Here is a 24,508-nt window from a genome sequence, read left to right as displayed (position 1 = left end):
ACGCAACCGGGTCTCAAACCAGTTTCACCACTGATTGCTGACCTGGCATATGACCAGTGGCTGGTCACGCATTATGAAGACCGGTTTATTGCAGAGGTGATAGATGTCGTTGATCGCACGCTTGCAGTGATGTCAGAAGCTTGTAAAAACCGGTGAATCGATGCAGCAAATGCCTATTCACCCAACCTTTCCATCAATCTGGCATAGGCTGTTTGGCCGCGTCGGAATGTTGGCAAACGGAAGAACTCGTCCGGGGCATGTTGGTTCTCATCCTCATGTCCGAACGCAAACATGACGGCGTGCAGACCCAACTCGTCCAGCAGGGTCGACATCACCGGGATCGAGCCTCCAACACGGGTTTTGTAGGCTGGTTTGCCGTAAACTTCTTCCAGAACCTGACCCGCGATGGCGGTTGCGTTGTGCCCGGCTGGCACAAGGAACGGGTCCGCGCGGCCAGGGTTGCGCGATACCTGAGCTGTCACACCTGGCGGGCAATGAGCCTCGACATGGGCCGAAATCAGGTCAAAGATCTTTTCGGGATTTTGATTGGCGACCAAACGACACGTGATCTTGGCCGAGGCCACTGCGGGCAAGACTGTCTTTGTGCCTTCCCCTTGCCAACCGCTGGTCAGCCCATTGACCTCAAGCGTCGGACGTGCCCACAGATTCTCACGCGTGGAATATCCCGGCTCACCCAAGGTCGCGGGCGCTCCGGTCTGGGTCAGATAGGCCGCCTCATCCCAAGGCACCCGTGCTATTGCCGCGCGGTCTTCATCGGTCAATTCGACGACATCGTCGTAGAAGCCATCGACTGTGATCCGACCATCGGTCGATTTCATGCTGGCTAGCAACTGGGCCAGCGCCATCGCCGGGTTTGCAATACCGCCGCCATGCATACCAGAGTGCAAGTCCGATTTCGCGCCTTGAACCGAGATCTCAAGCGAGGTGAGCCCTTTCAGACCCAGAACCAGTTGCGGCGTCTCGGTGTCCCACTGACTGCCATCGGCGGAAAAGATCATATCAGCCTGAAGGCGATCGAGATTTGCTTCGATAAAGGGCGGAAGGTCGGGCGATCCGATCTCTTCCTGGCCTTCAAAGAAAAACCGCACATTGACGGGGAGTTTTCCAGTTTCAGCCAGCAATGCCTCGGCCGCAAGGATCGGTATTAACATCGCGCCCTTGTCGTCGGTCGCGCCACGCCCGTAGATCCGATCCCCGCGGATCGTCGGCTCGAACGGAGGCGAGGACCAGAGATCAAACGGTTCAGCCGGTTGCACGTCAAAATGGCCATAGATCAGGATCGTGGGTGCATCGGACCCGGCATGCATCCAATCGGCGCAGACCACTGGATGGCCTGCTGTCTCCATCATCTGAACGTTTTCCATTCCCGCTGCGACCAACCGGTCAACCACCCACTGTCCGGCTTTTCGAACATCGCCCGCATTTTCGGGTTTGGCTGATACCGACGGAATACGAATGAAGTCACACAGTTCTTCGACAAAGCGCGTTTGGTGTGCGTCGAGATAATCGGTCCAGCTCATTCCTTGTCCTCTCTGTTGCTCGCGCTAAACTTACGAACCTAGACGTGGTCCGCAAGTCTGCGAAGACAACCTGATACTCGCAACAACCCGACATGGGCGAGCGATACCAGGTCAGCCCTCAGCAGTCGATCAACCGCCAACCGAAATGCTAGCCCACGATCCTGACTTTCGCTGCAGGCGCGCTTTTCTTGCGCCGCAAGAGGTCAGAATTGCGTAACTCTCATTGGCACGAGAGCTGAGCAATCGAAGGCAACTTCGTAATCTCGTTCGTTTGCGCATTGGACTTTTGAAGTTGTCTAATAGGGCCTCGTCGCGCAATTACTTTTGATTACTTACTGATCTTTCCATCCCTCAATCAGCCCGACCGCCGCCTCGGCGTAGCTCTGCGGAAACTGGTCCGAGGTTCGTGCTTTCATGATCGTGTGCAGCCCCAGCAGAAGTCCGGTTAGCAGCTTTGCACCTCCTACTGGATCTACGTCGGAGCGCACTGCGCCCTGTGATCTGGCGCGGTTGAGGATTGCCACAAATCGCCCCTCCAAGGTGGTCAGGTATCGCTCGATTCGGACGTTCACCTCGGGGTCAGAGCGGTCAAATGAACTGATCGAGTTGAAGGCAAGACAACCGGCATCCTCGATCCTTGGCATACGGTCAGCCGAAGCGATCCCCCGGAACCAGTCGGCCAGATCATCCAGTGAACAGCTGTCGGGGTCAGGGAAATGCAGGGCCTCGGCATTGTCCAGGTAAGTATCCAGCGTCTTTAGAAAAAACTTCTCTTTCCCACCATAGGTGGTCTGCAGGGTAAAGCGGGTCAGCCCCGTCTGCTGCTCCAGTTCCCGCGTGCTGGCACCGTGGTATCCCCGCCGCCAAAACAGGTCCAGCGCGCCTGCTACGGCACTGTCGTGATCCGTCTTGCGTTTTCGCGCCACAGATTTCTCCTTGCTTTTTCTATCCATGTGGATAGTAATTTCTTTCTATCCACATGGATAGCATTGCGGGCACGTAACGGCAAATGCTGTGTGCCCCAACTGAAATGGAGACCTGATATGACCACCATAGACCCAACAGCCGGGGCATCGAAGCCCGTCACCCTACGCGCAATCTTCATCCTGAACGCATTGAAAATCCTGATGGCTTTCGGCTTCTTCGCCGCGTTCAAGTATTTTGGGCTGCAGGTTGGAGAGTTGGCTGGCCCGCAAGCTGCTAACCTGATGCTCTATACGATGCTGGGGTATATGGTGACCTTCGCCTGCATCGTCGCCTCTATCCTCAAGCGCAGCATGATCGCAATCCGCGCAGCGATTGCCGTTGATTTTCTGGTCTCGATCCCGGCAACGGCGGTCATCGGCTTTGTCATCGCGATTATCAGCATGGGCCTGACCTTCACGGCCTCTGTCCGCGCGTATTTTGCGTATCGCGGGTAAGATGAGCGCTCCGATGGGTCACCCGAACAAGATCGAGGGCCAATGTATCTGCGGCGCAGTGCGCTATTGGGTGCAGGACAACATGGCCACCTTCAAACTCTGCTATTGCAGCTTTTGCCAAAGGGCCTCGGGCTCGGCCCATGTAGCGAATGCATTCACCACGCCGGACCGGATCGAATGGCTGGAAGGCCAAGAACAACTGACATCTTTCGATGTGCCCAGTTCCCAGGTGCGCCGGGTGTTTTGCCGAACCTGCGGGGCGACGCTGCCATTCGAGACTCAAAACGGCAAGTTTCTGGTTGTCCCCGTTGGCAGCTTGTCTCGCCCGCCGTCCCAACCCGTTAACGCGCTCGTCGGCTGGGCGTCCCGACCTGCTTGGTATGATGAGTCGCTGGGTCTGATCGAAGAAACCCGCAATGCAGAAAGGGTGGCTCAATGAGTACCGAACAAGAAATCTCACCCGACTTCCCGTTTGACTCGAAATATGTCGAGGTGAACGGGCAGCGCATCCACTATGTCGATGAAGGTGAAGGCGCGCCGGTCTTGTTTTTACACGGCAATCCGACCTCGTCCTATCTGTGGCGCAACATCATACCCTACGCCGCCCGGCAAGGTCGAGCTATCGCGATGGACCTGATCGGCATGGGCAAGTCGGACAAGCCAGATATTCCTTACCGCTTTGTCGATCACGTTCCTTTTGTGGAAGGGTTTATCAGGGCGCTGGGGCTGAAGGACGTGACGTTGGTCATCCACGACTGGGGCTCAGCTTTGGGGTTCCACTATGCGCACCGGCACCCAGAGAACATTCGCGGTATCGTGTTCATGGAAGGCATTGTGCGTCCGATGACCTGGTCCGGGTTCCCGCCCGATTTCCGCGTCGGGTTTCGCATGATGCGAACACCCGGTCTGGGATGGCTGATGATCTCAGGGCTGAATATGTTCGTTGAGAAAATCTTGCCAAGCGCCATCGTGCGCGACCTAACCCCGCAAGAGATGGATCACTACCGCGCGCCTTACCCCACAGCGCACAGCCGCAAGCCGCTTCGGGTCTGGCCCTGCGAAATTCCGATCGACGGCACCCCGGCAGATGTGCATGACATTGTCAGTGGCTACAGCCGCTGGCTTGGTGAAACGCAAACCCCGATGCTGATGTTCCACGCGACACCCGGAGGCACCATCGGGCCAAAAGAGGTCGCCTGGTGCCGTCAGACCATCCAGAATCTCGAAGTGGTGGATATCGGCAAAGGCATTCATTTCCTGCAGGAAGATAACCCCCATTTGATCGGAGAAAAACTGGAGGAATGGCTGGCGCGGCTGCCCGGGTGACCCCGTTCTGCCATGTTTAGCGGCTGAACCGTATACATAAATCAGATTTCCTGATTTTATGCATTAACTATCGCCCAACGCGTTCAAAGGCCAAGCACCGGAGGGAAACACTTTTGAATCTGACGATCCCCATACCTTTGATCCTGGCGGCTGTACTGCCCGCCTTTCTGGACCGGTGCTCTGGATCCGATACCAGCGTCGCCTTGGGTGTATTGGCGCGCGACCGGGTGGCTTTGACCGCGACAGCCAGCGAAATCGTTGTCGATTTGCCGGTAGCAGAAGGTGCCGTGGTCAAGGCAGGCGACACGTTGGTTCAGCTTGATCCCACATTGCAAAGCGCAAAGTTGGCACTGGCGCAGGCTGAATTGGAAAAGGCGCAGGCCACGCTTTTGAAACTGCAGGTCGGGCCGCGCGAGGAAGAGATTGCGATTGCCGAGGCGAAGGTGGCAGGCGCTGTTGCGCGCCTTGCGGATGCCGAGGCCATCTATGACCGAAACGCCAGATTGGTCGAGAACTCGGTCGTGACCGAGGCGCAGGTGGCAAATGATCTGGCCCTGCGCGATTCCGCGCGGGCTGAACTGGCCAGCGCTCAGCAATCCCTGAACGAGCTGCAAAACGGCACCCGCCCCGAAGACCTTGCAGTCGCCGAGGCCAATGTGCGGGCAGCAGAAGCCTCGGTTGCCGCCGAACAGACTGTGCTGGATGATTTGACGGTCACAGCCACCCGAGACGGCGTGTTGGATTCCCTGCCGTGGAATCTGGGCGAGCGGGTGACATCCGGCAGCCCGGTTGCCGTGATGGTCACGGGCCAGACGCCTTACGCGCGCGTCTATGTGCCCGAGCCCCATCGCGTCAATCTGAGACCCGGCGACACGCTGGAAGTGCGCGTTGACGGGCTGGCCGATCCGCTGGACGGCGTGATCCGCTGGATCAGCGACGACTCGTCGTTCACGCCTTATTACGGGTTGAACCAGGATGACCGAACCCGGCTTGTCTATCTGGCCGAGATTGACCTGCCTACCGCGTCGCCGGACTTGCCTGCAGGAGTACCCGTGCAGGTCCCCATGCCATGAATGATATCGTCGTCTCGACCAAAGGTCTGACCCGGCGGTTCGGGGATAATACTGCCGTTAACAATCTGGACCTCGAAATCCGAACCGGTCAAATCTATGGGTTTCTCGGCCCCAACGGCTGCGGCAAGACCACGACCATGCGCATGCTGACCGGCCTGCTGACACCCAGTAGTGGGGCGATCTCGGTTTTGGGTCGGTCGATGCCCGAGGCTGCGGAACCGTTAAAGAATGAGATCGGGTATATGACCCAGATTTTCTCGTATTACCGCGATTTGACGGTGCTGGAAAACCTCAGGTTCGCGGCCGAGATTTACGGCATTCCAGTGAAGTCGGCCAAAGATCGGATTGACGAGTTGCTGGAGACCTACGATCTGACAACGAATGTCCACCAGCTCAGCGGTAGCATGAGCGGAGGGCAAAGACAGAAACTCGCCCTTGCAGCAACCGTCATGCATCGCCCGAAATTGCTGTTTCTGGACGAACCGACCTCAGCCGTTGACCCCGAAACTCGTCGCACCTTCTGGGAGCAATTGTTCGATCTGGTCGATCAGGGCGCGACCATGATCGTTTCCACCCATTTCATGGACGAGGCAGAGCGCTGTCACCGGCTGGCCATCCTGCAGCACGGGGTGAAAAAGGCGGACGGCTCTCCGCGTCAGTTGATGGACGATTTGCAGGCCGATGTAATCGAAGTCGAAGGCCCGGACCTGCGAACGGTCAAACACGCGTTGGACGGTCAGCCCAAGATACTCTCGACCGCGCAAGTCGGGTCGCGGCTGCGTGTGCTGGTGGACAAATCCGAACCTCAGCCGGTGGACATGTTGCGCGGCCAAACTTCGGCGTTTCCCGACCTGTCCCTGAACCCGCAGCGACCAAATCTGGAAGACGTGTTCGTCAGCGCCACGCGGGGACCGGAACAATGATCTCGCCACGCCGCATCGCCGCTGTCCTGAAGAAAGAGCTGCTGCAACTGCGGCGGGACCGGATGACCTTTGCCATGGTAATCATGATCCCGCTGATCCAGCTGCTGTTATTCGGCTATGCCATCAACACCAACTTGCGCCACGTCCCCGTCGCTCTGGTAGATGAATCGAAAACCGAGCTGTCGCATACGCTGGCGCAGATCGTTCAGGCCACGCAGGTCGTGACCATCACCGAGCAGCTGACCACCCCGCAAGAGGCCGAGCGCGCGATTACCGAATCCCGCGTCCGCGCTGCGCTGATCATCCCGCCCGATGTCAGCCAACGGCTTGCCCGCAGTCCGTCCGTCGGACTAGGCCTGCCCAATGCAACAGACCAGACCAGCAGCCGACCGGTTGCCCATTGGATCGTTGATGGCTCGGACACGATGGTTGCCAGCGCAATCAAGTCATTGCGCACGATGCCCCTGACCGAACTGCTGAAGCAGCCCCCAAACCGACAGGTGCCCACGTTCGAGGTGACGCTTTACTTCAACCCCGAGCAGCGGTCGGCGGTCAATATCGTGCCCGGTCTTGTCGGCGTGATCCTGACCATGACGATGATCCTGTTCACCTCAGCCGCGATCGTGCGCGAACGCGAGCGGGGCAACATGGAGATGCTGATCAACACCCCAATCAAATCAATCGAACTGATGATCGGCAAGATCATCCCCTATATCTTTCTGGGCCTGATACAGGTCGCAATCATTCTCGGCCTCGGGCATGTCCTTTTCGATGTTCCGATGAACGGCGGGTTGGGAGTGCTGCTCGTGGTCACATTGCTGTTCATCATTGCCAGTCTGTCACTTGGACTGGTGATCTCAACCCTTGCCCAAAACCAGCTGCAATCGATGCAGATGACGATCTTCGTCCTGCTGCCTTCGATCCTGATGTCCGGTTTCATGTTCCCCTTTGACGGTATGCCCCAGCCGGTTCAGGTCATCGCCCAAGCCCTGCCGGCGACACATTTCATGGACATGATCCGGGGCGTGGTCCTGCGAGATGCTTCGCTATACGAGTTGCGCTGGGGGATACTTTGGATGATCGTATTTGCGGTCTTTGGGTTGGTCGCTGCGACACTGAGGTTTAAGAAACGGTTGGGTTGAAAATGGCCCGGTCTGAGAGCTGACTTGGTCGATGGCATGGCGGCTCAGAATCCCTGTATCGCGCGTGAAACCAGCCTGTTGAAGGTAATATCCAATGCACTCTTTTGGGTTCTGACAGGCAAGTTCGAACCAGTCTCAGCTAAGCTAGAAAAGCTGCACTTTAGGCCGTACAAAGTTCGCGCCACTCGCTAAGAGCGGCGGTGCGTGTCAGCTTGAAGGTGTCTCGGCTGGCGAGCGATCTTTCTTGGTTGAAGTGGTTATAGGCGGAGGAGTGAACGGAGGCGAATTTCTGCAAACTTCGCATGCGCCTGAACGTTGCACGGCACGTTCGCGTCGTCGAAACGGCAGGTGCGAATTCTCGGCGCGGTTGTTGAGCCACCTGCCCGTCTGTTGTTTTTTCAGTGCACCCATTTCTCTGAGTACAGCCTTGTAGGATGCGAAGCGATCTGTGACTACTCCTTCAGCCTTGCCGTACCGCTTTTTTCCTGAGGAATTTCAGTGCTGCGGCTTTGTTTCGACGCTTCGCGACGACGGCCTCAAGCACTTCACCTTCGTGATCGACGGCACGCCAGAGATAGTAGTTTGCCATTCACCTTCACGAAAACCTCGTCCAGGTGCCACTTCCATTTGGAGAACGCGCGCAGCTGCTGAACACGCTTCTGCCTTATCTCAGCAGCGAACATCGGGCCAAACCTATTCCACCAATACCGGATAGTTTCGTCGCTCACGTCGATGCCTCGCTCTTGCAGCAGATCTTCAACATTTCGAAGCGAAAGCGGGAAGCGGATGTACAGCATCACCGCAAGTCGGATGATCTTGGGGCTGGTTTTGAAGTATTTGAAAGAGGCAGGTCTGGTCATGGGCAAAAGCTACGCAGCACCCCTGCCCCGCTCAAGCAAAGTTCTTCTGACAAGACCCTTCTGACAATACTGGATTTTTCTGTTAGTCATGAAGCAAAGTCGAAATACGGGGACTAACCAGTTCGCAAACTGCAAACGAAAAGCGATATGAAACATCTTTCAAGCCCTATGAAGGGTTTAAGCTTGGAAACACGCGATCGGATAACACTGGGATTTCTGACGTTTCCCGGGTTTCCGATGGCTTGCCTTACGTCTGTGATCGAACCTCTGAGAGCAGCCAATGAGATTGCCGCCCGCGAAGTGTTTTCCTGGAAAGTTGTATCTGAAACCGGCGCTTCGACGCTTTCCAGCGCAAAATTGCTCTTTCCGTCTGACATTGCCTTGCAAGAAGTCCTGGGGCTGGAAATGCTGTTTCTTCTTTCAGAACCTGATGGGAAATTCACGGATCCTGACGCAGCAAATGGCAAACTACGATACCTAGCGCGACATGGGACAAACGTTTGTGCGATTAGCGGAGGAATTTTCCCGTTAGCCCGTTCCGGTGTTTTGGATAGTCAGACCTGCTCTGTTCACTGGTGTTACAAAACAGCTTTTGAGAATGAGTTCCCTGACGTAGAAACTACAGATGATGTCATTGTTTTGAACCATCGCTGCTGCACAGCATCCGGAGCGGCAGCCGCCTTTGATCTATCACTTCATCTGATAGAACTTGTTTTTGGTGAGGCCGTCATGACCGAAGTTGCTTGTTGGTTTCAACACCCGTCAATTCGCAGCCCAGGCATACGTCAACAGACACCCGCGTTCGAAACCGATGACACCGCTGATCACCTTCCAAGCATCGTATCCAAGGCGATCCAACTGTTTTCAGAAAATCTGGAGTTTCCTTTGACCACGCGCGAAGTTGCGCAGCGCGTCGGAGTTTCAGCCCGGCATCTTGAACGTAGCTTTCAGAAGGCCACAGGGCGAAGCCCGGGTCGCTATTATCGGCTTGTTCGGTTACGGGCAGCGCGTGAGCTTGTAATTTATACACAAGATGCTTTCACATCTATTGCAAGTGCTGTTGGTTATTCCAATCCAACTTCCATGTCACGAAACTATTCTGAACAATTCGGCTCTTCTCCGCGACAGGATCGGCAAGAACGCAACCGTTTTCGCGTAACCAGAAATGCACCCTTCAATTGAGTCTCTAGTGCGTACGAACGACAGTCCGGGCGGTTTCAGTAAGAGCATGGTGCAGTGATTTGGCCGACGACCGCGGCCCGAGTGCAGAGAAAGATGTTTCTGTCTCATGGCACCACAAATAGCACCCGATGTGGTGCATCGAGCATCGGGTGGTGGCACCGGACTGCATGGCTCGGATATCAACGTTACAAATCCGTTCGAACAGATCGCAAGCTCTCGGGCCGGTGATGTCGAACCGGCACCAGCCATCGGTTTGTTCGACGACCGAGGCCGTGTTTCCGACCGAGGCCTTGACTTCGTCGGCGAGCATCTCGTGGCTTGCGTGATCAGCGTCGATCATCCAACTGTCGGGACCAATCCAAAAGGCGGAATAGCTCAGACACGCTACCGAATGGCCCGGTGAAGGCAACGCAGCACCAATCAACTCATTGGCCCTTGCGCCGCACGCTGCCTGATGCCCATGACGTGCGGTTAGGGATGCCAACGCCCGCGATGGGTTTTCTGTGATCGTCAAACCGGGAAAGTCGTCGGATCTCGGCTCGGCGCCGCCAAGCGGTGCGAGTGGTTTCAGCTTATGCACGCTGGCGTCCTCCATCGGGATCAACGAAATGGGCACTTACCACTTCGACCTTTACTTCGTTGCCTTCCAGCGGGTTGACCAGCCGCAGAACCTCGCCCATCCTTTCGCCTCCGTTCTTCAGGAATCCGATGCCGATCGAACTGTGCAGGACTGGTGAAAACGCGGCCGAGGTGACGTAACCCTGATCGTGGGCTGCATCGATAGGACCATCACCATTCATCAAATGGCCCCCTGCGACAACGGAGTCGCCAGTATCCATCGGTTTGAAGCCCACAAGACGCAGAGCATCTGGCTCGTTCAGCCCGACGCGCTCGCTTAGGGTGTTGCCGATGCAGTCCTTCTTTTTGCTGACCATCCGGCCCATGCCAAGATTCAGAGCCGTGGTGGTGCCATTCAGCTCATTACCGGCGGCATGCCCCTTTTCGATCCGCATGACGCCCAGCGCCTCGGTGCCATAAGGAACCACGCCAAACTCTTCGCCTGCCTCCATCAATGCGCGGATCATCGCATCGCCATAGCGTGTGGGCACGGCGATTTCATAAGCCAACTCGCCGCTGAACGAGATACGGAACAGACGCGCCCGGCAACCGCCGCAAACGCTGATCTCGGCGCAAGCCATGAACGGAAACGCATCGTTCGACAGATCAAAGTCCGGATCGACAACTTTCTCCAGCAGTTTGCGTGCATTCGGTCCGGCCACGGCATACTGCGCCCAAGCCTCGGTGGTCGAGATCAGTTGCACGTCCAGATCGGGCCAAAGACATTGCCGAGCGAACTCCATCTGGCGGTAGACCAGAACGGCGTTGGCGGTGGTTGTCGTGACCACAAAATGGTCTTCGGCCAGTCGCGCCGCAGTGCCATCGTCATAGGCGATGCCGTCTTCCCTCAGCATCAGGCCATAGCGCACCTTGCCCACCGACAGTTTCGCGAACCCGTTGGCGTAAATCTTGTTCAAGAACACTGCCGCGTCCGTTCCCTGAACGTCGATCTTGCCCAACGTTGTGACGTCGCACACACCGACCGAGTTGCGGGTCTGCAGCACCTCACGATCCACCGATTGCCGCCAGTGCGTTTCACCTTTTTGCGGGAACCATTGTGCACGCAGCCAATCGCCGACCTCGGTGAACACTGCGCCCTGTTCCGTTGCCCATTTGTGACTTGGGGTCTCTCGGGTCGGATGGAAATGCTTGCCGACCGACCGACCGGCCAGAACACCCATCGAAACCGGCGTATAAGGCGGGCGGAATATGGTGGTGCCGGTCTCTGGGATCGACTTGCCCGTCATCTCGGCCATCACTGCCAAGCCCCCCATATTCGAGGTCTTGCCCTGATCGGTGGCCATACCCAGCGTGGTATAGCGTTTCAGATGTTCGACCGAGACATAGTTCTCTTGATGCGCCAGTTTGACGTCTTTGACCGTCACGTCGTTCTGTTGGTCTAGCCAGGCCCGGCCCTTACCCTCTTTCACATACCAAAATGGTTGCAGGTTCACCGGTTCGTCCTCGGCCTGCGGCAAATCCCCGACCTGCGCCGCGATCCCGAGATCAGACAGAGCCGCTACCGCCCCTTCCGCGCCGGATTTCAGCGCGCCATGGGTCGACATCACGCCCGCCGCAGCACCGGCGACCGACATGCCGACCGGCAACACGTCACCCGGTACAAACGCTGCGAGGCCTTCGTTCCATTGTGGACGCCCGCGCTGATGGCAGGTCAAATGAATGTTGGGATTCCACCCACCTGAAACCGCCAGGCCGCCGCAAATGATATCACGGGTAAACCCCTTGGCCGTACGGACTGTCACTGACCCCAAGCCCAACCTGCCCTTGCTGTTGATCACCTGCGCACCGGCGAACAGTTCGGTCCCTTCGACCGCAGGAGCGTCGGCCCGTGTGTCGATCACGGCGGTGACATGCACGCCTTTCGATATCAGGTCGGCGGCCGTGCGATGACCATCATCATTGTTGGTAAATACAGCCACGTGCGCGTGCGGGGTCACTGCCCAGCGGTTGACATAGGCACGGGTTGCCCCGGCCAACATCACGCCGGGGCGATCATTGTTGGCAAAAGCAATAGGCCGCTCGGTTGCACCGGCACATAGCAGCGCTCGTTTTGAATAAATCCGCCACATGATCTGGCGAGGCTGCGCGGCATCGGGCGCGGGCAGATGATCAGCTACCCGCTCGACAGCACCATAAATGCCATGATCAAAAGCCCCGATCACGGTGGTGCGCGAAAGCAAGCGAACATTGTCCATCGCCGACAGCTCCGCAAGGATCTGCACCGCCCAGTCCGATCCGGCCAATTCGCCGACCTCATAGCGTTCGGCGTTGAGTCGCCCGCCCATGACAAAGTCCTCGTCCGCGAGAATGACCCGCGCACCAGCTCGACCTGCCGTCCGCGCCGCCATCAGACCCGCCGGACCGGCCCCGATCACCAGCAGATCGCAGTGCAGAAAGCCTTTGTCATACACATCCGGGTCATCTTGTCCGGACACGCGGCCCAAACCGGCGGCGCGCCGGATCACCGGTTCGTAGAGCTTCTCCCAGAACGCCTTTGGCCACATGAATGTCTTGTAGTAGAAACCTGCCGTCAGAAAATTGCTGAACAAGTCGTTGACCGACAGCACATCCCGTTTCAGGGATGGCCAGCGGTTCTGCGATTTTGCTTCCAGCCCGTCAAAAAGCTCGGCCACCGTAGCGCGGGTGTTGGGCTCCTGCCGTGCGCCAGAACGGAGTTCGACCAGCGCGTTGGGCTCTTCTGACCCGCAGGTCAGTGGCCCACGGGGACGGTGATACTTGAATGAGCGCCCCATCAGACGCACACCATTGGCCAGCAGGGCCGAGGCCAATGTATCGCCGGGATGGCCTTGATACTGTCTGCCGTCAAAGTTGAACTTCAGGGGCTGTGACTGATCGACAAGACCGCCATTCAGCCGGTTGGTCTGTACGCTCATATGCTGCGCCCCCTTGCCCGGGCCACATCACGGGCCAGTTCGACGGATGTGATCTCATGCGTCAACGTATTGCGCGTCACTACCAACCATGAGCGGTCGCCTTGCTCGTGATACCAAAGTTCACAATGCTCTCCGGCCGGATTGTCGCGCAGATAGAGGTAGTCGTGAAAGGCGTCGGCTGCGTTGTCAGCCTGCCAGTCGGGGCGGTCGATCAGTGCCACGTCGCCGAGATAGACAAACTCCTGCGCGTCGCGGGGGCCAAGAAGCGGATGGGTGATAATCATGGCATTGGCTCCTTTCGCATTTTCGAACCGTAGAACCGGTTCTCGGTTTTACGGAAGACACTCATATCCCTTCAGTGCAGGTTGGGCTGCGCGCCCACCCCCTTCTCATCGATCATGTGACCGGTACGGAACCGATCCAGACGATAGGCGGTTGCAACGTTATGCGGTCGATCGGTGGACAGAAGATGCGCAAAACACCAGCCTGATGCCGGGGTCGCCTTGAACCCGCCATAACACCAGCCACCGTTAAAATAGAGACCATCAATGTGCGTCCGGTCGATGAACGGAGAGCCATCCATCGACATGTCCATGACGCCGCCCCAAGCCCGCAGCAATCGCACCCGCCCAAGCGCCGGGATCAGCGCCACGCCGCTTTCCACAACATCCTCGATCACCGGAAGATTCCCCCGCTGGGCGTAGGTGTTGTACATGTCGATATCGCCGCCAAAGACCAGTCCGCCTTTGTCCGACTGACTGCAATAGAAATGCCCTGCCCCGAAAGTGATCACCCCATCTATGACCGGCTTGAGCCCCTCGGACACAAAAGCCTGCAACACGTGGCTTTCGATCGGCAAACGCATGCCCGCAGCCTCCATCACCCGACTTGATGAGCCGGCCACGGCCACCCCGACTTTCTTCGCCCCAATGAACCCGCGCGAGGTCTCGACCCCCAAAACCTTGCCATTCTCGATGCGGAAACCTGTAACCTCACAGTTCTGGATGATATCCACACCATGCAGATCCGCGCCGCGCGCGTAGCCCCAAGCCACTGCATCGTGGCGCACCGTGCCGCCGCGCCGTTGCAAGAGCCCGCCCTTAATCGGAAAGCGGCTGTTATCAAAGTTCAGGAACGGATACATCGCCCTGACGCCCGCCGCATCCAGCAGTTCGGCATCCGAGCCGTTCAGGATCATCGCGTTGCCCCGGCGCCGTGCTGCATCGCGCTGCGCATCCGTGTGAACAAGGTTAAGAATGCCACGCTGGCTAACCATGGCGTTGAAATTGAAATCCTGCTCAAGTCCTTCCCAGAGCTTCAGGGAAAATTCGTAAAACGGCTCGTTCCCGTCCAGCAGGTAGTTCGAACGGACAATTGTCGTGTTTCGCCCCACATTGCCCCCTCCGATCCAGCCTTTCTCAAGAACTGCAATCCGCGCTTCACCGAACTCCTTGGGCAGATAGTATGCAGTGGCCAATCCATGGCCGCCTCCACCAACGATCACAAAGTCATATTGCGTCTTAGGCTCAGGATCACGCCAGGCTTGTGTCCAGCCTTTGTGTCCAAGAAGTGCTTCCTTGATTACCCGAAATCCTGAATAACGCATGATTAACCCGCATTCCTTTTGAAGCACGCTGAGGATCAAACTTCGGCTTGACCATTTCGATATGCGGCGTCGAACTGACCTTTTGCGACCAAATAACCGAATGTTTCGCGTTTTATCCTATGAAACGAATGCTTCCAAAATTAGCTGACCAGGTCAGCTAGAACCTAAGGGAGTTAGTTTAGCGAGGCTTGAATTCACAACGCCACAAGGATTCACAATAGTCATTGAATTTACCATCATCTGTTCCCAAGCGTCATTTTGCCCGCCGTTATTTGGATTAGTTTTGGATTAATTTTTTTACTTCTGGTTTCGATTTGGTTTAGTGTAGCATTTTGTCGCAGACTCTTGAAATTCGTCTGTGAACACCGAGCACGGTCGGGAACTCAGCAAGGTTGGGAACATGGAAGAGCAACTAGCAGAACTAGCGGCCAAGGTCGCGGAACTGGAAGCATCGACGTCTGTAACGAACACGATGTTTGCCGAAACCTACTACTACCTCACGATACCCTTAATGGTCATCATCCATGCCGGTTTCCTGGCTTACGAGATGGGGGCATCGCGCCAAAAAAACGTGCTGGCTTCGGGAATAAAGAATATTCTCGCCTTCGCATTCATGATGCCTACCTTCTATTTCTTTGGGTGGTGGGTCTACTGGGGTTTCCCAACCGGGATCACGTTCTCAGAGGGCGCCATGGGCATTTCAGGTTCCACGTACGCTTCATTCGCGCTGCCATGGTCAGATAGCGCTGGCCCGAACCTAGACGATCAGTCAACTGGTGTATTTTGGGGTGCTTTTGCCCTTTTCGCTGCGACAACGGCCTCTATCTTCTCGGGTGCTGTCATCGAACGAATCCAAGTCGTCGGGTTTGTCATCCTTGCAGTCGTACTGGGCTCTTTCGCGTGGGTTGTCGCTGCTGCCTGGGGCTGGCATGCAGATGGATGGATGGTCACACAATGGGGTGTCCACGACTTTGGTGCTGCCGGACTGGTTCATGCGGTGGCAGGGTTCTTTGCCCTTGGTGTTCTCATCAACCTCGGTCCGAGAATCGGCAAATTCAATGAGGATGGTACGGCCAACCACATAGGCGGTCACAACATGCCATTCACAGTCACGGGCCTGATGCTGATCATCGTTGGTTTCTGGGGCTTCTTAATGGCCTGCGTAATCGTGCCGGGCGAAGCCTGGAGCTGGTACGCTGACAAAGCCACCACCATTTATGGCACGCCGATGACACTAAGCTCACTGGCATTCAACATCCTGATGGGCATGTCAGGCGGCATAATTGGCGCATGGGCAATCGCTCGGGACCCATTCTTCATGATGTCAGGCGCCCTTGCAGGCATCATCGCCACCGCCTCAGGCTTGGACGTTTACGACCCGTCTCTGGCGTTTGTGATGGGCTTTGCCGGCGGCGCTCTGCTTAAGCCGTGTTATACATGGCTGGAGAACCGTGGCATCGACGACGCTGTCGGAGCGGTCACCGTTCACGGCACGATCGGCCTGTTTGGTCTGATCATGTTTGGTGTCTGGGGGTCAGGGCTTCCTGCAATTCAAGGCGACGACGTCGCGACTGTGTCGCTGCTTGGCCAGATAGTCGGTGCCGTGGTCTTCTTCCTCGTGGGCTTTGTACCAGGGTACGTCATCAGCTGGGTTCTCAACAAACTGGGAATGCTGCGCGTCACAAAGGAAGCCGAAATTGCCGGCCTCGATCTGACGAAAGTGCCCATGCAGGCATATCCCGAAGGTATCTCACCTTCGGCCAGCCCTGCCGAGTAACATCTGGAACAAGGAGACAAAGTAATGGGATTTAGCCTAGCAAATGTGGATGAAATGAGCGGTCCGATTTTTATGGGTGCCGGAGGTTCTACGCCGATGCTTTGGTTCGTGCTTGCCGTACTAATTTGTTTGTTCGCACTGTGGAGTGGACAAAAGCACGAGCATGATGCCTACAAAAAACTAAAGGAATAATTGCCACTGTACTAAACTAAAGGCCGCACAACTTGTGCGGCCTTTTTTGTTGGACACCGATGAGTCGAATTCTTCCATTTCTTGACCTGACCAATCCGGGGTTTTCCACTCGATCTCCGGAAGTACGTATGGCGCGCGAGGCGTCGTGGTGCGCTCGGACACCATTCGGATTTGCGGTTCTCCGGCACCGCGAAGCCGGTACAATTCTGCGAGATCGTAGGTTTCGTCAAGGCAGCCACGCCTGGCCAGAAGCGGTTGGGCTTCAGGGCAGTTTTGCAGAGTTCTGGAAGCGCAGTGTCATCTCGCTGGAGGGCGAAGAACACGCCGCTTTACGGAATATCGCCCAGAATGCCTTTGCCAAGGAACAAATCCTTGCGCTGGAACCCACATTCACCAAAATCGCTGAAACCTTGTGTGATACCCTAAGGGGCCCCGGGCCCTTCGACATAATTGATGGCTTCACCGAGCCGTTCGCGGGACAGGCGATTACGGCGCTTCTGGGGTTGCCAATGCAGATTTCTGGACGGCTTGCATCAGATGCAACCTGTCTTGGTTTGGCAATGGGTCCCGAGGCTCTCCGCTACCAGACAGAAGTCAACGCGTCTTTGGATCGGCTATCGGTGTTAGCAAATCGGTTAATCGATGCACCGCCGCACGACAGTTTTGTATCTCGCCTTGTGTCCCAAAAATATGAAGATCGTCAGGCGTTGGTCGATCTGACTGTCATCTCCATCTTTGGCGGCGTGGATACGACCCGTGCTCAATTGGCATTCGCGGCACATCTGTTCTCGCAACATCCAGAACAGTGGGACTGGTTGCGGGCCAACCCGCAAGCGGTTTCAAACGCCATCGACGAGGTGATCAGGATGCGCCCAACAACGACTTGGGCGACCCGAGAAGCATTGGAAGATATCACGATTGGGGATGTGACTATTCACTCAGGGGCAACCGTGCATATTCTCGTCCACGCCTCTGGTACTGATCCTAAGTCCGGCCACAATGGCGCATTTGACATTCGCGCGCGCCGAAAGTCGCATTTTGGATTTGGAGGAGGCGCTCATCACTGTCTGGGACACTTGGTTGCAAGAACAGACATGATGGCGGCACTGAAGGTCTGGCTGCGTTACTGGGAAGCTATTGAACTTGCAGACGATCCGGTGTTTTTGCCTGACAGTGGCAACACAAGCCCGCTGCGGATGACCGTTTTACCGAAATGGGCGAACTAACCGTTTGCGCTTCTGTCTTCACGGGGATCAACCCAGTTGCGGTACCACAAATCAATTGGGCGCAGGAAATGAGGTCGGCCACCGGGATAGAACCAACGCGAAGAAAGCCTCGTCTGCGTAAAGGCCGTCTCGCCGTCTGGTGACCCCACGGCGCAAAGTGCTGCCTTGCGGCCCAACCACGGGGCCAACACAGTTCCCCCGCCTGAATACCCCAAGGCATAGTGAATACCGTTTCGCTCGCCTACATGTGGCAACTGACCAAAGGTGAAACCAGTGTTTCCGGTCCAGACATGGGACAGCCGAACATCCCGCAGTCTGGGCCAAATCTCGGCCATCTTATTGTGCAGGCGGCGTGCGGCCTTGTGAAGGTCGATATCCACCAATGCCGCACGACCTCCGAACAGCAAACGGGACCCATCGGGCGAAACCCGAAAGTAACTGTGGTGCATTCGGGTTTCCACCATCATGCGCCGACCGGGTGCCAGTTCATTTATCAGTCCACGTTCCAACGGTTCTGTTGCCACGAGATAACTTGGCACCGGAAATACACGCCGGTTGAACCAGTTGAATTGGTTGCCTGTATAGCCATTGGTGGCCAGAATAACCCTGTCAGCGGAAATGCTCCCTTGCGGTGTCGAAACCTGCCAAGCCGTGCCTGCCTTTTGCATATCCGCCGCCGGGCAATTCGAAACAACGGGAATGCCCCGAACTGACGTGGCATTTAGCAAACCGAGCAGATACTTGGCCGGGTGAATTGCGCCATGTGTCGGGAATAAGATGGCGCCCTTGTACAGTGGCGTCCTAATGTTCTTTGGCAACTCATTGCGACCCAGAATCTTGCACGGTCCAGCGCCTTTTTCTGAAATCTGAGTCGCCATCTTTTCTTGCGCCGCGAACTGGTACGAAGTGTAAGCCAGCTGAATGCGCCCGCATTCTTCGTAATCGCAAGTGATTTGCTCTTTCTTCAATAGGTCTTTGACCCAATTCAGTGCTTCTGATGCTTCCGAGAACAGAGCATCGGCGACCTGCGGTCCATAGCGAGTTGCCAACGCGTCCCAACCAACCCTCGGGTGAGCTCCCAACATGCCACCGTTTCGGGTCGAAGCCCCCTGCCCCGGCTTACCGCTGTCTATAACCAAAACCCGAGCCCCCGCATCGTGGGCCGCGATGGCCGCCGAAAGTCCGGTGTATCCGGCGCCAATGACAAGAATTTCTGTTTTTGTGGGCAGCCTTTGTTCAAGAGCAGGCCACATTACATCGTCCCACCAATAAGGACGCCCAGGAACAGCATCCTGTGTGAAGAGGCTCAATCGTAGTTCCCTTTTACCCGCTCTTTACCCGGGTCGAAATGCGGGAAGGCGACCACCCGGGCCTTCAGTCGCTTCTGCTGGCCGTCCAATTGGCCGATTTCAATATCCGTCCCGACTTCGGCATGTGCTGTCGCAACCCTACCAAGCGCGATCACTTTCCCAAGAACCGGCGATTTCACGGCAGAGGTAATCTCACCGACTTGCGCCTTGCCAATCCGAACACAATCGCCGGGCGAAGGCACGGTTCCTCCTTCGATTTCAAACCCAACAAGTTTTCGGTGCGGATGCGCCTTGCGTTCTTCCAATGCAGCGCGGCCAATAAAGTCGTCCACTTTTGATTTCAGCGGCACGGTAAAGCCAATTCCGGCTTCAAACGGGTCCGTTGTGTCGTCAAACTCGCTTCCCGCGAAAATCAGACCTGCTTCGATCCTCATCATGTCCAGCGCGGCCAGGCCCAGCGGCGCAAGATCAAACTCCAGACCCGCGTCCCAGACGGCATCGAACACCTCAACCGCATCCTTTGGATGGCAGAAGATTTCGTATCCCAACTCACCTGAATAGCCAGTTCGGGAAATCACAACTGCGGTTCCCGAGTAATCGCCGATACGGGCGATTGTCATGCGGAACCACGGCAGTTCCTCAACGGACGGTTGGGTTGGCGGCGTCCAGAAGACTTTCTTAAGGATATCCCGGGAATAGCGCCCCTGCACGGCAATGTTGTGAAGCTGATCCGTTGACGGACGGACCCAAGCGTTCAAACCCCGCTTGGCAGCCTGCTCCTTAAGCCACAAGCCACTTGTGTCATTGCCCCCTATCCAACGGAAATTGTTGTCCCCCAAACGATAAATTGTACCGTCGTCGATCATTCCGCCGTGCTCATAGCACATGGCGGTGTAGCTGACCTGCCCGACACTTATTTTCTTGACGTTCCGCGTCACGCAGACTTGCATCAGCTCTTCCGCGTCCGGCCCCGTCACCTCGTATTTTCGCAGTGGCGACAGATCCATGACCGCTGCCTTTTCACGCACGGCCCAGTACTCTGCAATGCTTCCAAGTTTGGGGATCGTGTTTGCAAGCCAGTAGCCGTTGTATTCAACGAAATCCTCGGTGTGACGCGCAAAGCAATCATGGAACGCGGTTTTTTTGGTTTCTTCCACATCCGCCTCCGCAGATTTTCTATAGCCGACGGATCGTTTGAAATCCTCGGTGGCTTTGTACGTGCGGACCTGGATATCCGTCGGGTTCCATCCATTTGCCGGGTCGACATCGCAGGGGCACGCGGTGCTGACGCAAACCAGATCAGACAAAGCTCGGAGCAACACAAAGTCGCCGGGTCGTGACCAGGGGTCGTCCATTCCGATGGCGTTCGTATCATCGAGCATCGTGTTGAAAAAGAAATTGATCGCGGGCCAGCCGCCGCGTGGCCGGACGTTGAATCGGGCCAAATCCGCATTCATGTTGTCCGAGCAGTTGATATGCCCGGGGTAGCCGAGATCCTCGTAGTACCGTGCCGTGCACGCAAGACCAAACGTGTCGTGACGCCCGCAGGTATCCTGAACGATCTCTACAAGCGGCTCCTGATCAACGGACCAGTATTTTGAGAAAATTCCCGGGTTGGGGTAGAGGCTTCCCATTAAGCTGCGGGTCGTCGTCGGATCTATCTCGCGCTCAAGACCATTGTCGAGCGCGCGCAGCGAAAAAGCCTGAAAGTCAGAACACTCCCTGCCCTTCACGTCCAGAATTTGGATGTACTCACCCTTTTTGACTTCGTAGGCCGATGCGTGTCCGGGTTGGATGTTCAGGTCTTGTAGCGGATCGGCCAAAGGATCAGGTGGTCCCATCGCGCCTTTGGCATGCTTCGGGTCCGCCCTGCGGATGTAGAGGACAAGTTCGGTTGGCGCATTCTGTGCCTCTGGGCTCATCGGTTTGCCCGGAGCCGCGCAAATCAACAAACCATCACGTTCTGCCGTATAGCTGGCTGTTTCGCCGGGCTTCGATCCCTCTGGAAAGACTCTGATCGCATCCCCGGTTTCGATAGTGAACCCCGATGCTGCCAACGCCTTCAGAACGGTTGCGCCCGAACGTGAACCATTTGCTAGCGTTTCAATCGTCGCGGTGGGCCGTCCCTTGCCGATAGTCCCAAGCATCGCCGCATCTGAGGTTCGATCAGGTGCAAAAAACACCAGTTCACCCGGTTGCAAACCTTCTTTGTCGACAATGCTGATCTCATCACCTCGAAAGATCGGCACAGCTCGTGATCCGCCGCCGGGCACTGGATGGCGCTCAACACCATGAGGCAGTATCGGAAGGCCGGGCGAGACAATCCCCCGTCTTTCCCAAGGATGCTCAATGAACTCCGGCTTGTTCATACCCTCAACCGAGCCCCAGTACTTTTTTGCGCTTCTCGGCCCACGCCATGACAGCCAGATCAAATGTCAGAGCCATAAACGCAACGTTCAACCCCAGCACGATGTTCTTGCCAAGTTCAGTACCTGCAAGCGTCCGCTGAAGCTCCTGACCAAGATCCTGCGTGCCAATGAAGGCTGCTATGATCACCATGAAGAAGGCGAACATGATCGCCTGATTAAATCCTACTGCCATAGTCGGCAGGGCCATCGGTAACTGAACCGTCCATAGCCTCTGCCGACGCGTCGCGCCGGACATATCAGCCGCTTCGGTAATTTCCGGCGGAACAGTACGCAGCCCCTCGATCGTGTATCGCGTGAGCGGAACAGTGGTGAAGATCACGATCGCGAAGACCACTGCAACATCATTCACACCGAACAGCATGATAGCCGGAATAAGGTAGATGAAACTGGGGAATGTCTGTGCCGTATCGCAAGCCAGCAAAATACGGTTCGACCACTTTGCGGAACGCGCAGCAAAAATCCCCAGTGGAATACCGATCAGCATCGAAATTATGACGGCCGAGATGACCGTATATAGCGTGATAACGGAACGGTCCCACCAGCCTGAAAAGGCGACCAGCGTGAAGAAAACAAACCCATAAATCGCAGGTCGTTTGCCACCAAGCCAATACGTCAGCGCTGTTATCAGCAAAATGAACGCAGGTGTTGGGATCCACAAAAGCGAGTTTCGGAATGGTATCAGAACTTTCACATTCAAGAACCAACGCAACCATTCTGTCACTGCATTCACCGCATCTATCGCCAAAAAGCCCTTTATTACGACGTCAATCTCTTTGCCTTTTGAGAAAGATTGACGTCGACCGATTTCGGCAAAGACATCAACGAATTGTGCGATTACACAGAACACAAAAAAGACGGACAGACCAATCAACAGGTAAGCGTGTTGCTGCCACCACGGCGTACCCTTCTCAAAATGCTCGGGTTGTTTGACGACCCACGCCTTTGACAACCGGTCGAGCATGATTGCGAACAAAACGATGGTCACGCCAATCTCAAAAGAACGGCCAAGTTTGAAACTGCCCATCATCGCGAGCAGCTTTGCGCCCAGCCCGGGCATGCCAATAAAGGCGGTCAAAACAACCATCGCTAGACACAGCATGATGACCTGGTTCACGCCGACCAATATTTCGGTCCGCGCAGCCGGCAAATAAACACGCGTCAACATCTGCCATCGTGTGCACCCGGACATCTTGCCTGCCTCGACAATCTCGGGACTGACTTTTTTCAGTCCAAGTGTCGTCATCAAAATCATGGGAGGGATCGCATAGATGATGGTGGCAACCGCCCCTGCCGTTGGGCCTACCTTGAAGAAGATAACTGCCGGCAAAAGATACGTAAAAAACGGAAGTGTTTGAAGCACACTTAGAACCGGTTTGATCGTGGTATCCACCCAAGGGTATTTCCAGGCGGCAATCCCCAAGAGAAGCCCGATCAAGAACGCAATCGGTGCAGCAACGACCAACACAGACATAGTCTGCATTGCAATGTCCCATTGACCGATGAGCGCTGTCCAGACGAACGTACCACCCGCCAAGGCGGCAAGCCTCCAGCCGCCGAGGTAAAAGCCGAGCACCGTCGCCGCGCCCGCAATTGCCGTCCATGGGATCGGACCCATCATCGGCCAGCGACGTTTTCCATAAAGCAAGTTCGCCGTTGCATCCAACAGAAACTCAAGCGGCCCTTCCGCTATGAACCGGGTGACGTAGATCAGGCCTAGATCGTTCTGAACAAAGGCGAAAACAGCGTCAAGCACCTCTGCGGTTGGTGGGATCATGGCCTCGGGTATCCGCTGTAACCAAGGCGGCAGCACGCCGAATGCATGCGCGGCCACAAAGGCCAGCGCCGTACCTATCAGTGCCAACAATACCGGATCTCGACCGCTACCATTATGGGTGCGGGCACCAACTTCGGAGGCGTGCGTGACGGCCATCAACCGGCCCCCAGCAACAGATCAAGCGCTTCGGACCGCTGCATCACCCCGACAACTTTTCCTGATTTGTCCGCCACCGGAATCGCTTCGCGGGTTTCATTCACCAATTGCCTGGCGAGATCCTGAATCGTGGATTTGGCATCTACGGGATCGCCCTCGAGCGCGTGCCCGTTTATCGGCCTAGAAAGACCGCGGGCATGAACAACCCGCGCTTTGTCGATATCCTCAGTGAATTTCCGAACGTATTCGGTTGCTGGGTTCATAACGATCGCGTCTGGCGTATCACATTGTTCGATCGCGCCGTCTTTCATAATTGCGATCCGATCAGCCAACCGGAGTGCTTCGTCAAAATCATGAGTGATAAACACAATCGTCTTGCCCAGCATCTCCTGCAAACGCAGAAACTCGTCCTGCATCTCGCGACGGATCAGAGGGTCCAGCGCCGAAAACGGCTCATCCAGAAACCAGATATCCGGCTCAATCGCAAGAGATCGAGCAATACCAACACGCTGTTGCTGCCCACCTGACAATTCTCGCGGGAAATAGTCCTCGCGCCCTTCGAGGCCGACCAAACGCACGACTTCCAACGCTCGTTCGCGCCGGGTGTGTTTGTCTTGCCCACGCATCTCTAATGGAAACGCAACATTTTCCAGAACCGTTCGATGCGGCAAAAGGCCAAAGGACTGAAACACCATTCCCATTTTGGACCGACGCAATTCAATCAGGTCTTTTTCCGCCAATGACATAATGTCCTGACCCTCGACCTCGATGGTGCCGCCAGTTATATCGTGCAACCTGGAGAAACAGCGGACCAGTGTCGACTTCCCGGATCCGGAAAGCCCCATGATAACAAGCATTTCACCTTGACCGACATCTACAGAAACATCTTTGACCCCGGCAATGTACCCGTCAGCACGAATGTCGTCGAAGCCATGGCTTTCAGGCATCGAACGCAGGTATTTCTCTGGATGAGCCCCAAAAAGCTTCCAGACATTTCTGGCCGAAATTACCGGTGCCATGCCATTCCCCTGTCGTAC

20 protein-coding genes and 1 pseudogene are annotated in these 24,508 nt (G+C 56.1%); 10 read left to right on the top strand and 11 right to left on the bottom strand.

All coding sequences use genetic code 11. The features are described 5' to 3' along the window. Positions 1–173: 173 nt before the first annotated feature. Positions 174–1,541, bottom strand: a complete 1,368-nt coding sequence (locus ACR0LX_RS21295; RefSeq protein ID WP_480785364.1) for a dipeptidase — start codon at positions 1,539–1,541, stop codon at positions 174–176. A 332-nt stretch (positions 1,542–1,873) separates the two neighbouring features. Then, the gene (locus ACR0LX_RS21290; RefSeq protein WP_480785363.1) at positions 1,874–2,467 is read right to left on the bottom strand and encodes a TetR/AcrR family transcriptional regulator; all 594 of its coding nucleotides are present in this window, start codon (positions 2,465–2,467) and stop codon (positions 1,874–1,876) included. 117 nt (positions 2,468–2,584) lie between these two features. Here ACR0LX_RS21290 and ACR0LX_RS21285 point away from each other — a divergent pair, with 117 nt between their 5' ends. The 6 genes from ACR0LX_RS21285 to ACR0LX_RS21260 all read left to right on the top strand — a co-directional run bounded on the left by ACR0LX_RS21285 (position 2,585) and on the right by ACR0LX_RS21260 (position 7,426). Next, complete coding sequence (locus ACR0LX_RS21285) at positions 2,585–2,962, top strand: hypothetical protein (protein ID WP_480785362.1); 378 nt, start codon at positions 2,585–2,587, stop codon at positions 2,960–2,962. Positions 2,963–2,975: 13 nt separating this feature from the next. Beyond that, positions 2,976–3,401 (top strand): GFA family protein, encoded by a 426-nt coding sequence (locus tag ACR0LX_RS21280; RefSeq protein WP_480785361.1) that lies wholly within the window; start codon positions 2,976–2,978, stop codon positions 3,399–3,401. After that, positions 3,398–4,288: a haloalkane dehalogenase gene (locus tag ACR0LX_RS21275; RefSeq protein WP_480785360.1), complete on the top strand. Its 891-nt coding sequence runs from the start codon at positions 3,398–3,400 to the stop codon at positions 4,286–4,288. Before ACR0LX_RS21280 ends, ACR0LX_RS21275 begins: the two co-directional genes overlap by 4 nt. A 113-nt stretch (positions 4,289–4,401) precedes the next feature. Then, a complete protein-coding gene (locus tag ACR0LX_RS21270; RefSeq protein ID WP_480785359.1) occupies positions 4,402–5,361 on the top strand; it encodes an HlyD family secretion protein in 960 nt (319 codons plus the stop codon). After that, the gene (locus tag ACR0LX_RS21265) at positions 5,358–6,284 is read left to right on the top strand and encodes an ABC transporter ATP-binding protein (protein ID WP_480785358.1); all 927 of its coding nucleotides are present in this window, start codon (positions 5,358–5,360) and stop codon (positions 6,282–6,284) included. The genes ACR0LX_RS21270 and ACR0LX_RS21265 overlap by 4 nt, the downstream gene beginning before the upstream one ends. Beyond that, positions 6,281–7,426, top strand: coding sequence for an ABC transporter permease (locus ACR0LX_RS21260; protein WP_480571503.1), 1,146 nt, complete (start codon positions 6,281–6,283; stop codon positions 7,424–7,426). The genes ACR0LX_RS21265 and ACR0LX_RS21260 overlap by 4 nt, the downstream gene beginning before the upstream one ends. A gap of 160 nt (positions 7,427–7,586) precedes the next feature. Here ACR0LX_RS21260 and ACR0LX_RS21255 read toward each other — a convergent pair. Continuing rightward, positions 7,587–8,286: pseudogene (locus ACR0LX_RS21255) on the bottom strand (IS6 family transposase). Positions 8,287–8,433: 147 nt separating this feature from the next. Between ACR0LX_RS21255 and ACR0LX_RS21250 the strand changes: the two are divergent. Continuing rightward, positions 8,434–9,468 carry a GlxA family transcriptional regulator gene (locus ACR0LX_RS21250; protein WP_480785357.1) on the top strand — a complete coding sequence of 345 codons (1,035 nt, stop codon included), beginning with the start codon at positions 8,434–8,436 and terminating at the stop codon, positions 9,466–9,468. Positions 9,469–9,472: 4 nt separating this feature from the next. Here ACR0LX_RS21250 and ACR0LX_RS21245 read toward each other — a convergent pair whose 3' ends face one another. The 4 genes from ACR0LX_RS21245 to ACR0LX_RS21230 all read right to left on the bottom strand — a co-directional run bounded on the left by ACR0LX_RS21245 (position 9,473) and on the right by ACR0LX_RS21230 (position 14,607). After that, complete coding sequence (locus tag ACR0LX_RS21245; RefSeq protein WP_480785356.1) at positions 9,473–10,048, bottom strand: sarcosine oxidase subunit gamma; 576 nt, start codon at positions 10,046–10,048, stop codon at positions 9,473–9,475. After that, positions 10,041–13,001 (bottom strand): sarcosine oxidase subunit alpha family protein, encoded by a 2,961-nt coding sequence (locus tag ACR0LX_RS21240; protein WP_480785355.1) that lies wholly within the window; start codon positions 12,999–13,001, stop codon positions 10,041–10,043. Before ACR0LX_RS21240 ends, ACR0LX_RS21245 begins: the two co-directional genes overlap by 8 nt. Continuing rightward, positions 12,998–13,285: a sarcosine oxidase subunit delta gene (locus ACR0LX_RS21235; RefSeq protein WP_480579955.1), complete on the bottom strand. Its 288-nt coding sequence runs from the start codon at positions 13,283–13,285 to the stop codon at positions 12,998–13,000. Before ACR0LX_RS21235 ends, ACR0LX_RS21240 begins: the two co-directional genes overlap by 4 nt. A gap of 71 nt (positions 13,286–13,356) precedes the next feature. Continuing rightward, on the bottom strand, positions 13,357–14,607 hold the full coding sequence (locus ACR0LX_RS21230; RefSeq protein ID WP_480785354.1) for a sarcosine oxidase subunit beta family protein: 1,251 nt from the start codon (positions 14,605–14,607) through the stop codon (positions 13,357–13,359). A 400-nt stretch (positions 14,608–15,007) separates the two neighbouring features. On the opposite strand from ACR0LX_RS21230, the gene ACR0LX_RS21225 reads away from it, so the two are divergent. The 3 genes from ACR0LX_RS21225 (at position 15,008) to ACR0LX_RS21215 (ending at position 17,802) form a co-directional block, all read left to right on the top strand. After that, a complete protein-coding gene (locus tag ACR0LX_RS21225; RefSeq protein WP_480579961.1) occupies positions 15,008–16,384 on the top strand; it encodes an ammonium transporter in 1,377 nt (458 codons plus the stop codon). A gap of 24 nt (positions 16,385–16,408) precedes the next feature. After that, positions 16,409–16,576 carry a hypothetical protein gene (locus ACR0LX_RS21220; protein ID WP_480785353.1) on the top strand — a complete coding sequence of 56 codons (168 nt, stop codon included), beginning with the start codon at positions 16,409–16,411 and terminating at the stop codon, positions 16,574–16,576. 128 nt (positions 16,577–16,704) lie between these two features. Then, positions 16,705–17,802: a cytochrome P450 gene (locus ACR0LX_RS21215; protein WP_480785352.1), complete on the top strand. Its 1,098-nt coding sequence runs from the start codon at positions 16,705–16,707 to the stop codon at positions 17,800–17,802. On the opposite strand, the gene ACR0LX_RS21210 is transcribed toward ACR0LX_RS21215, so the two are convergent. The 4 genes from ACR0LX_RS21210 to ACR0LX_RS21195 are packed head-to-tail and all read right to left on the bottom strand — an operon-like array spanning position 17,799 to position 24,490. Beyond that, on the bottom strand, positions 17,799–19,055 hold the full coding sequence (locus ACR0LX_RS21210; protein WP_480785351.1) for an NAD(P)/FAD-dependent oxidoreductase: 1,257 nt from the start codon (positions 19,053–19,055) through the stop codon (positions 17,799–17,801). The genes ACR0LX_RS21215 and ACR0LX_RS21210 overlap by 4 nt on opposite strands. Positions 19,056–19,108: 53 nt before the next feature. Next, entirely contained in the window at positions 19,109–21,481 is a 2,373-nt protein-coding gene (locus ACR0LX_RS21205; RefSeq protein WP_480785350.1) for a trimethylamine N-oxide demethylase, read from the bottom strand. Between the two features lie 4 nt (positions 21,482–21,485). Further along, on the bottom strand, positions 21,486–23,471 hold the full coding sequence (locus tag ACR0LX_RS21200; protein WP_480785349.1) for an ABC transporter permease: 1,986 nt from the start codon (positions 23,469–23,471) through the stop codon (positions 21,486–21,488). Further along, positions 23,471–24,490, bottom strand: coding sequence for a quaternary amine ABC transporter ATP-binding protein (locus tag ACR0LX_RS21195; RefSeq protein ID WP_480785348.1), 1,020 nt, complete (start codon positions 24,488–24,490; stop codon positions 23,471–23,473). Before ACR0LX_RS21195 ends, ACR0LX_RS21200 begins: the two co-directional genes overlap by 1 nt. Positions 24,491–24,508 lie beyond the last annotated feature (18 nt).

The organism is Ruegeria sp. CH11, from assembly GCF_056537105.1.
Note: the sequence above shows the minus strand (reverse complement) of the source record. Positions and strands in the feature narration are given on the sequence as shown.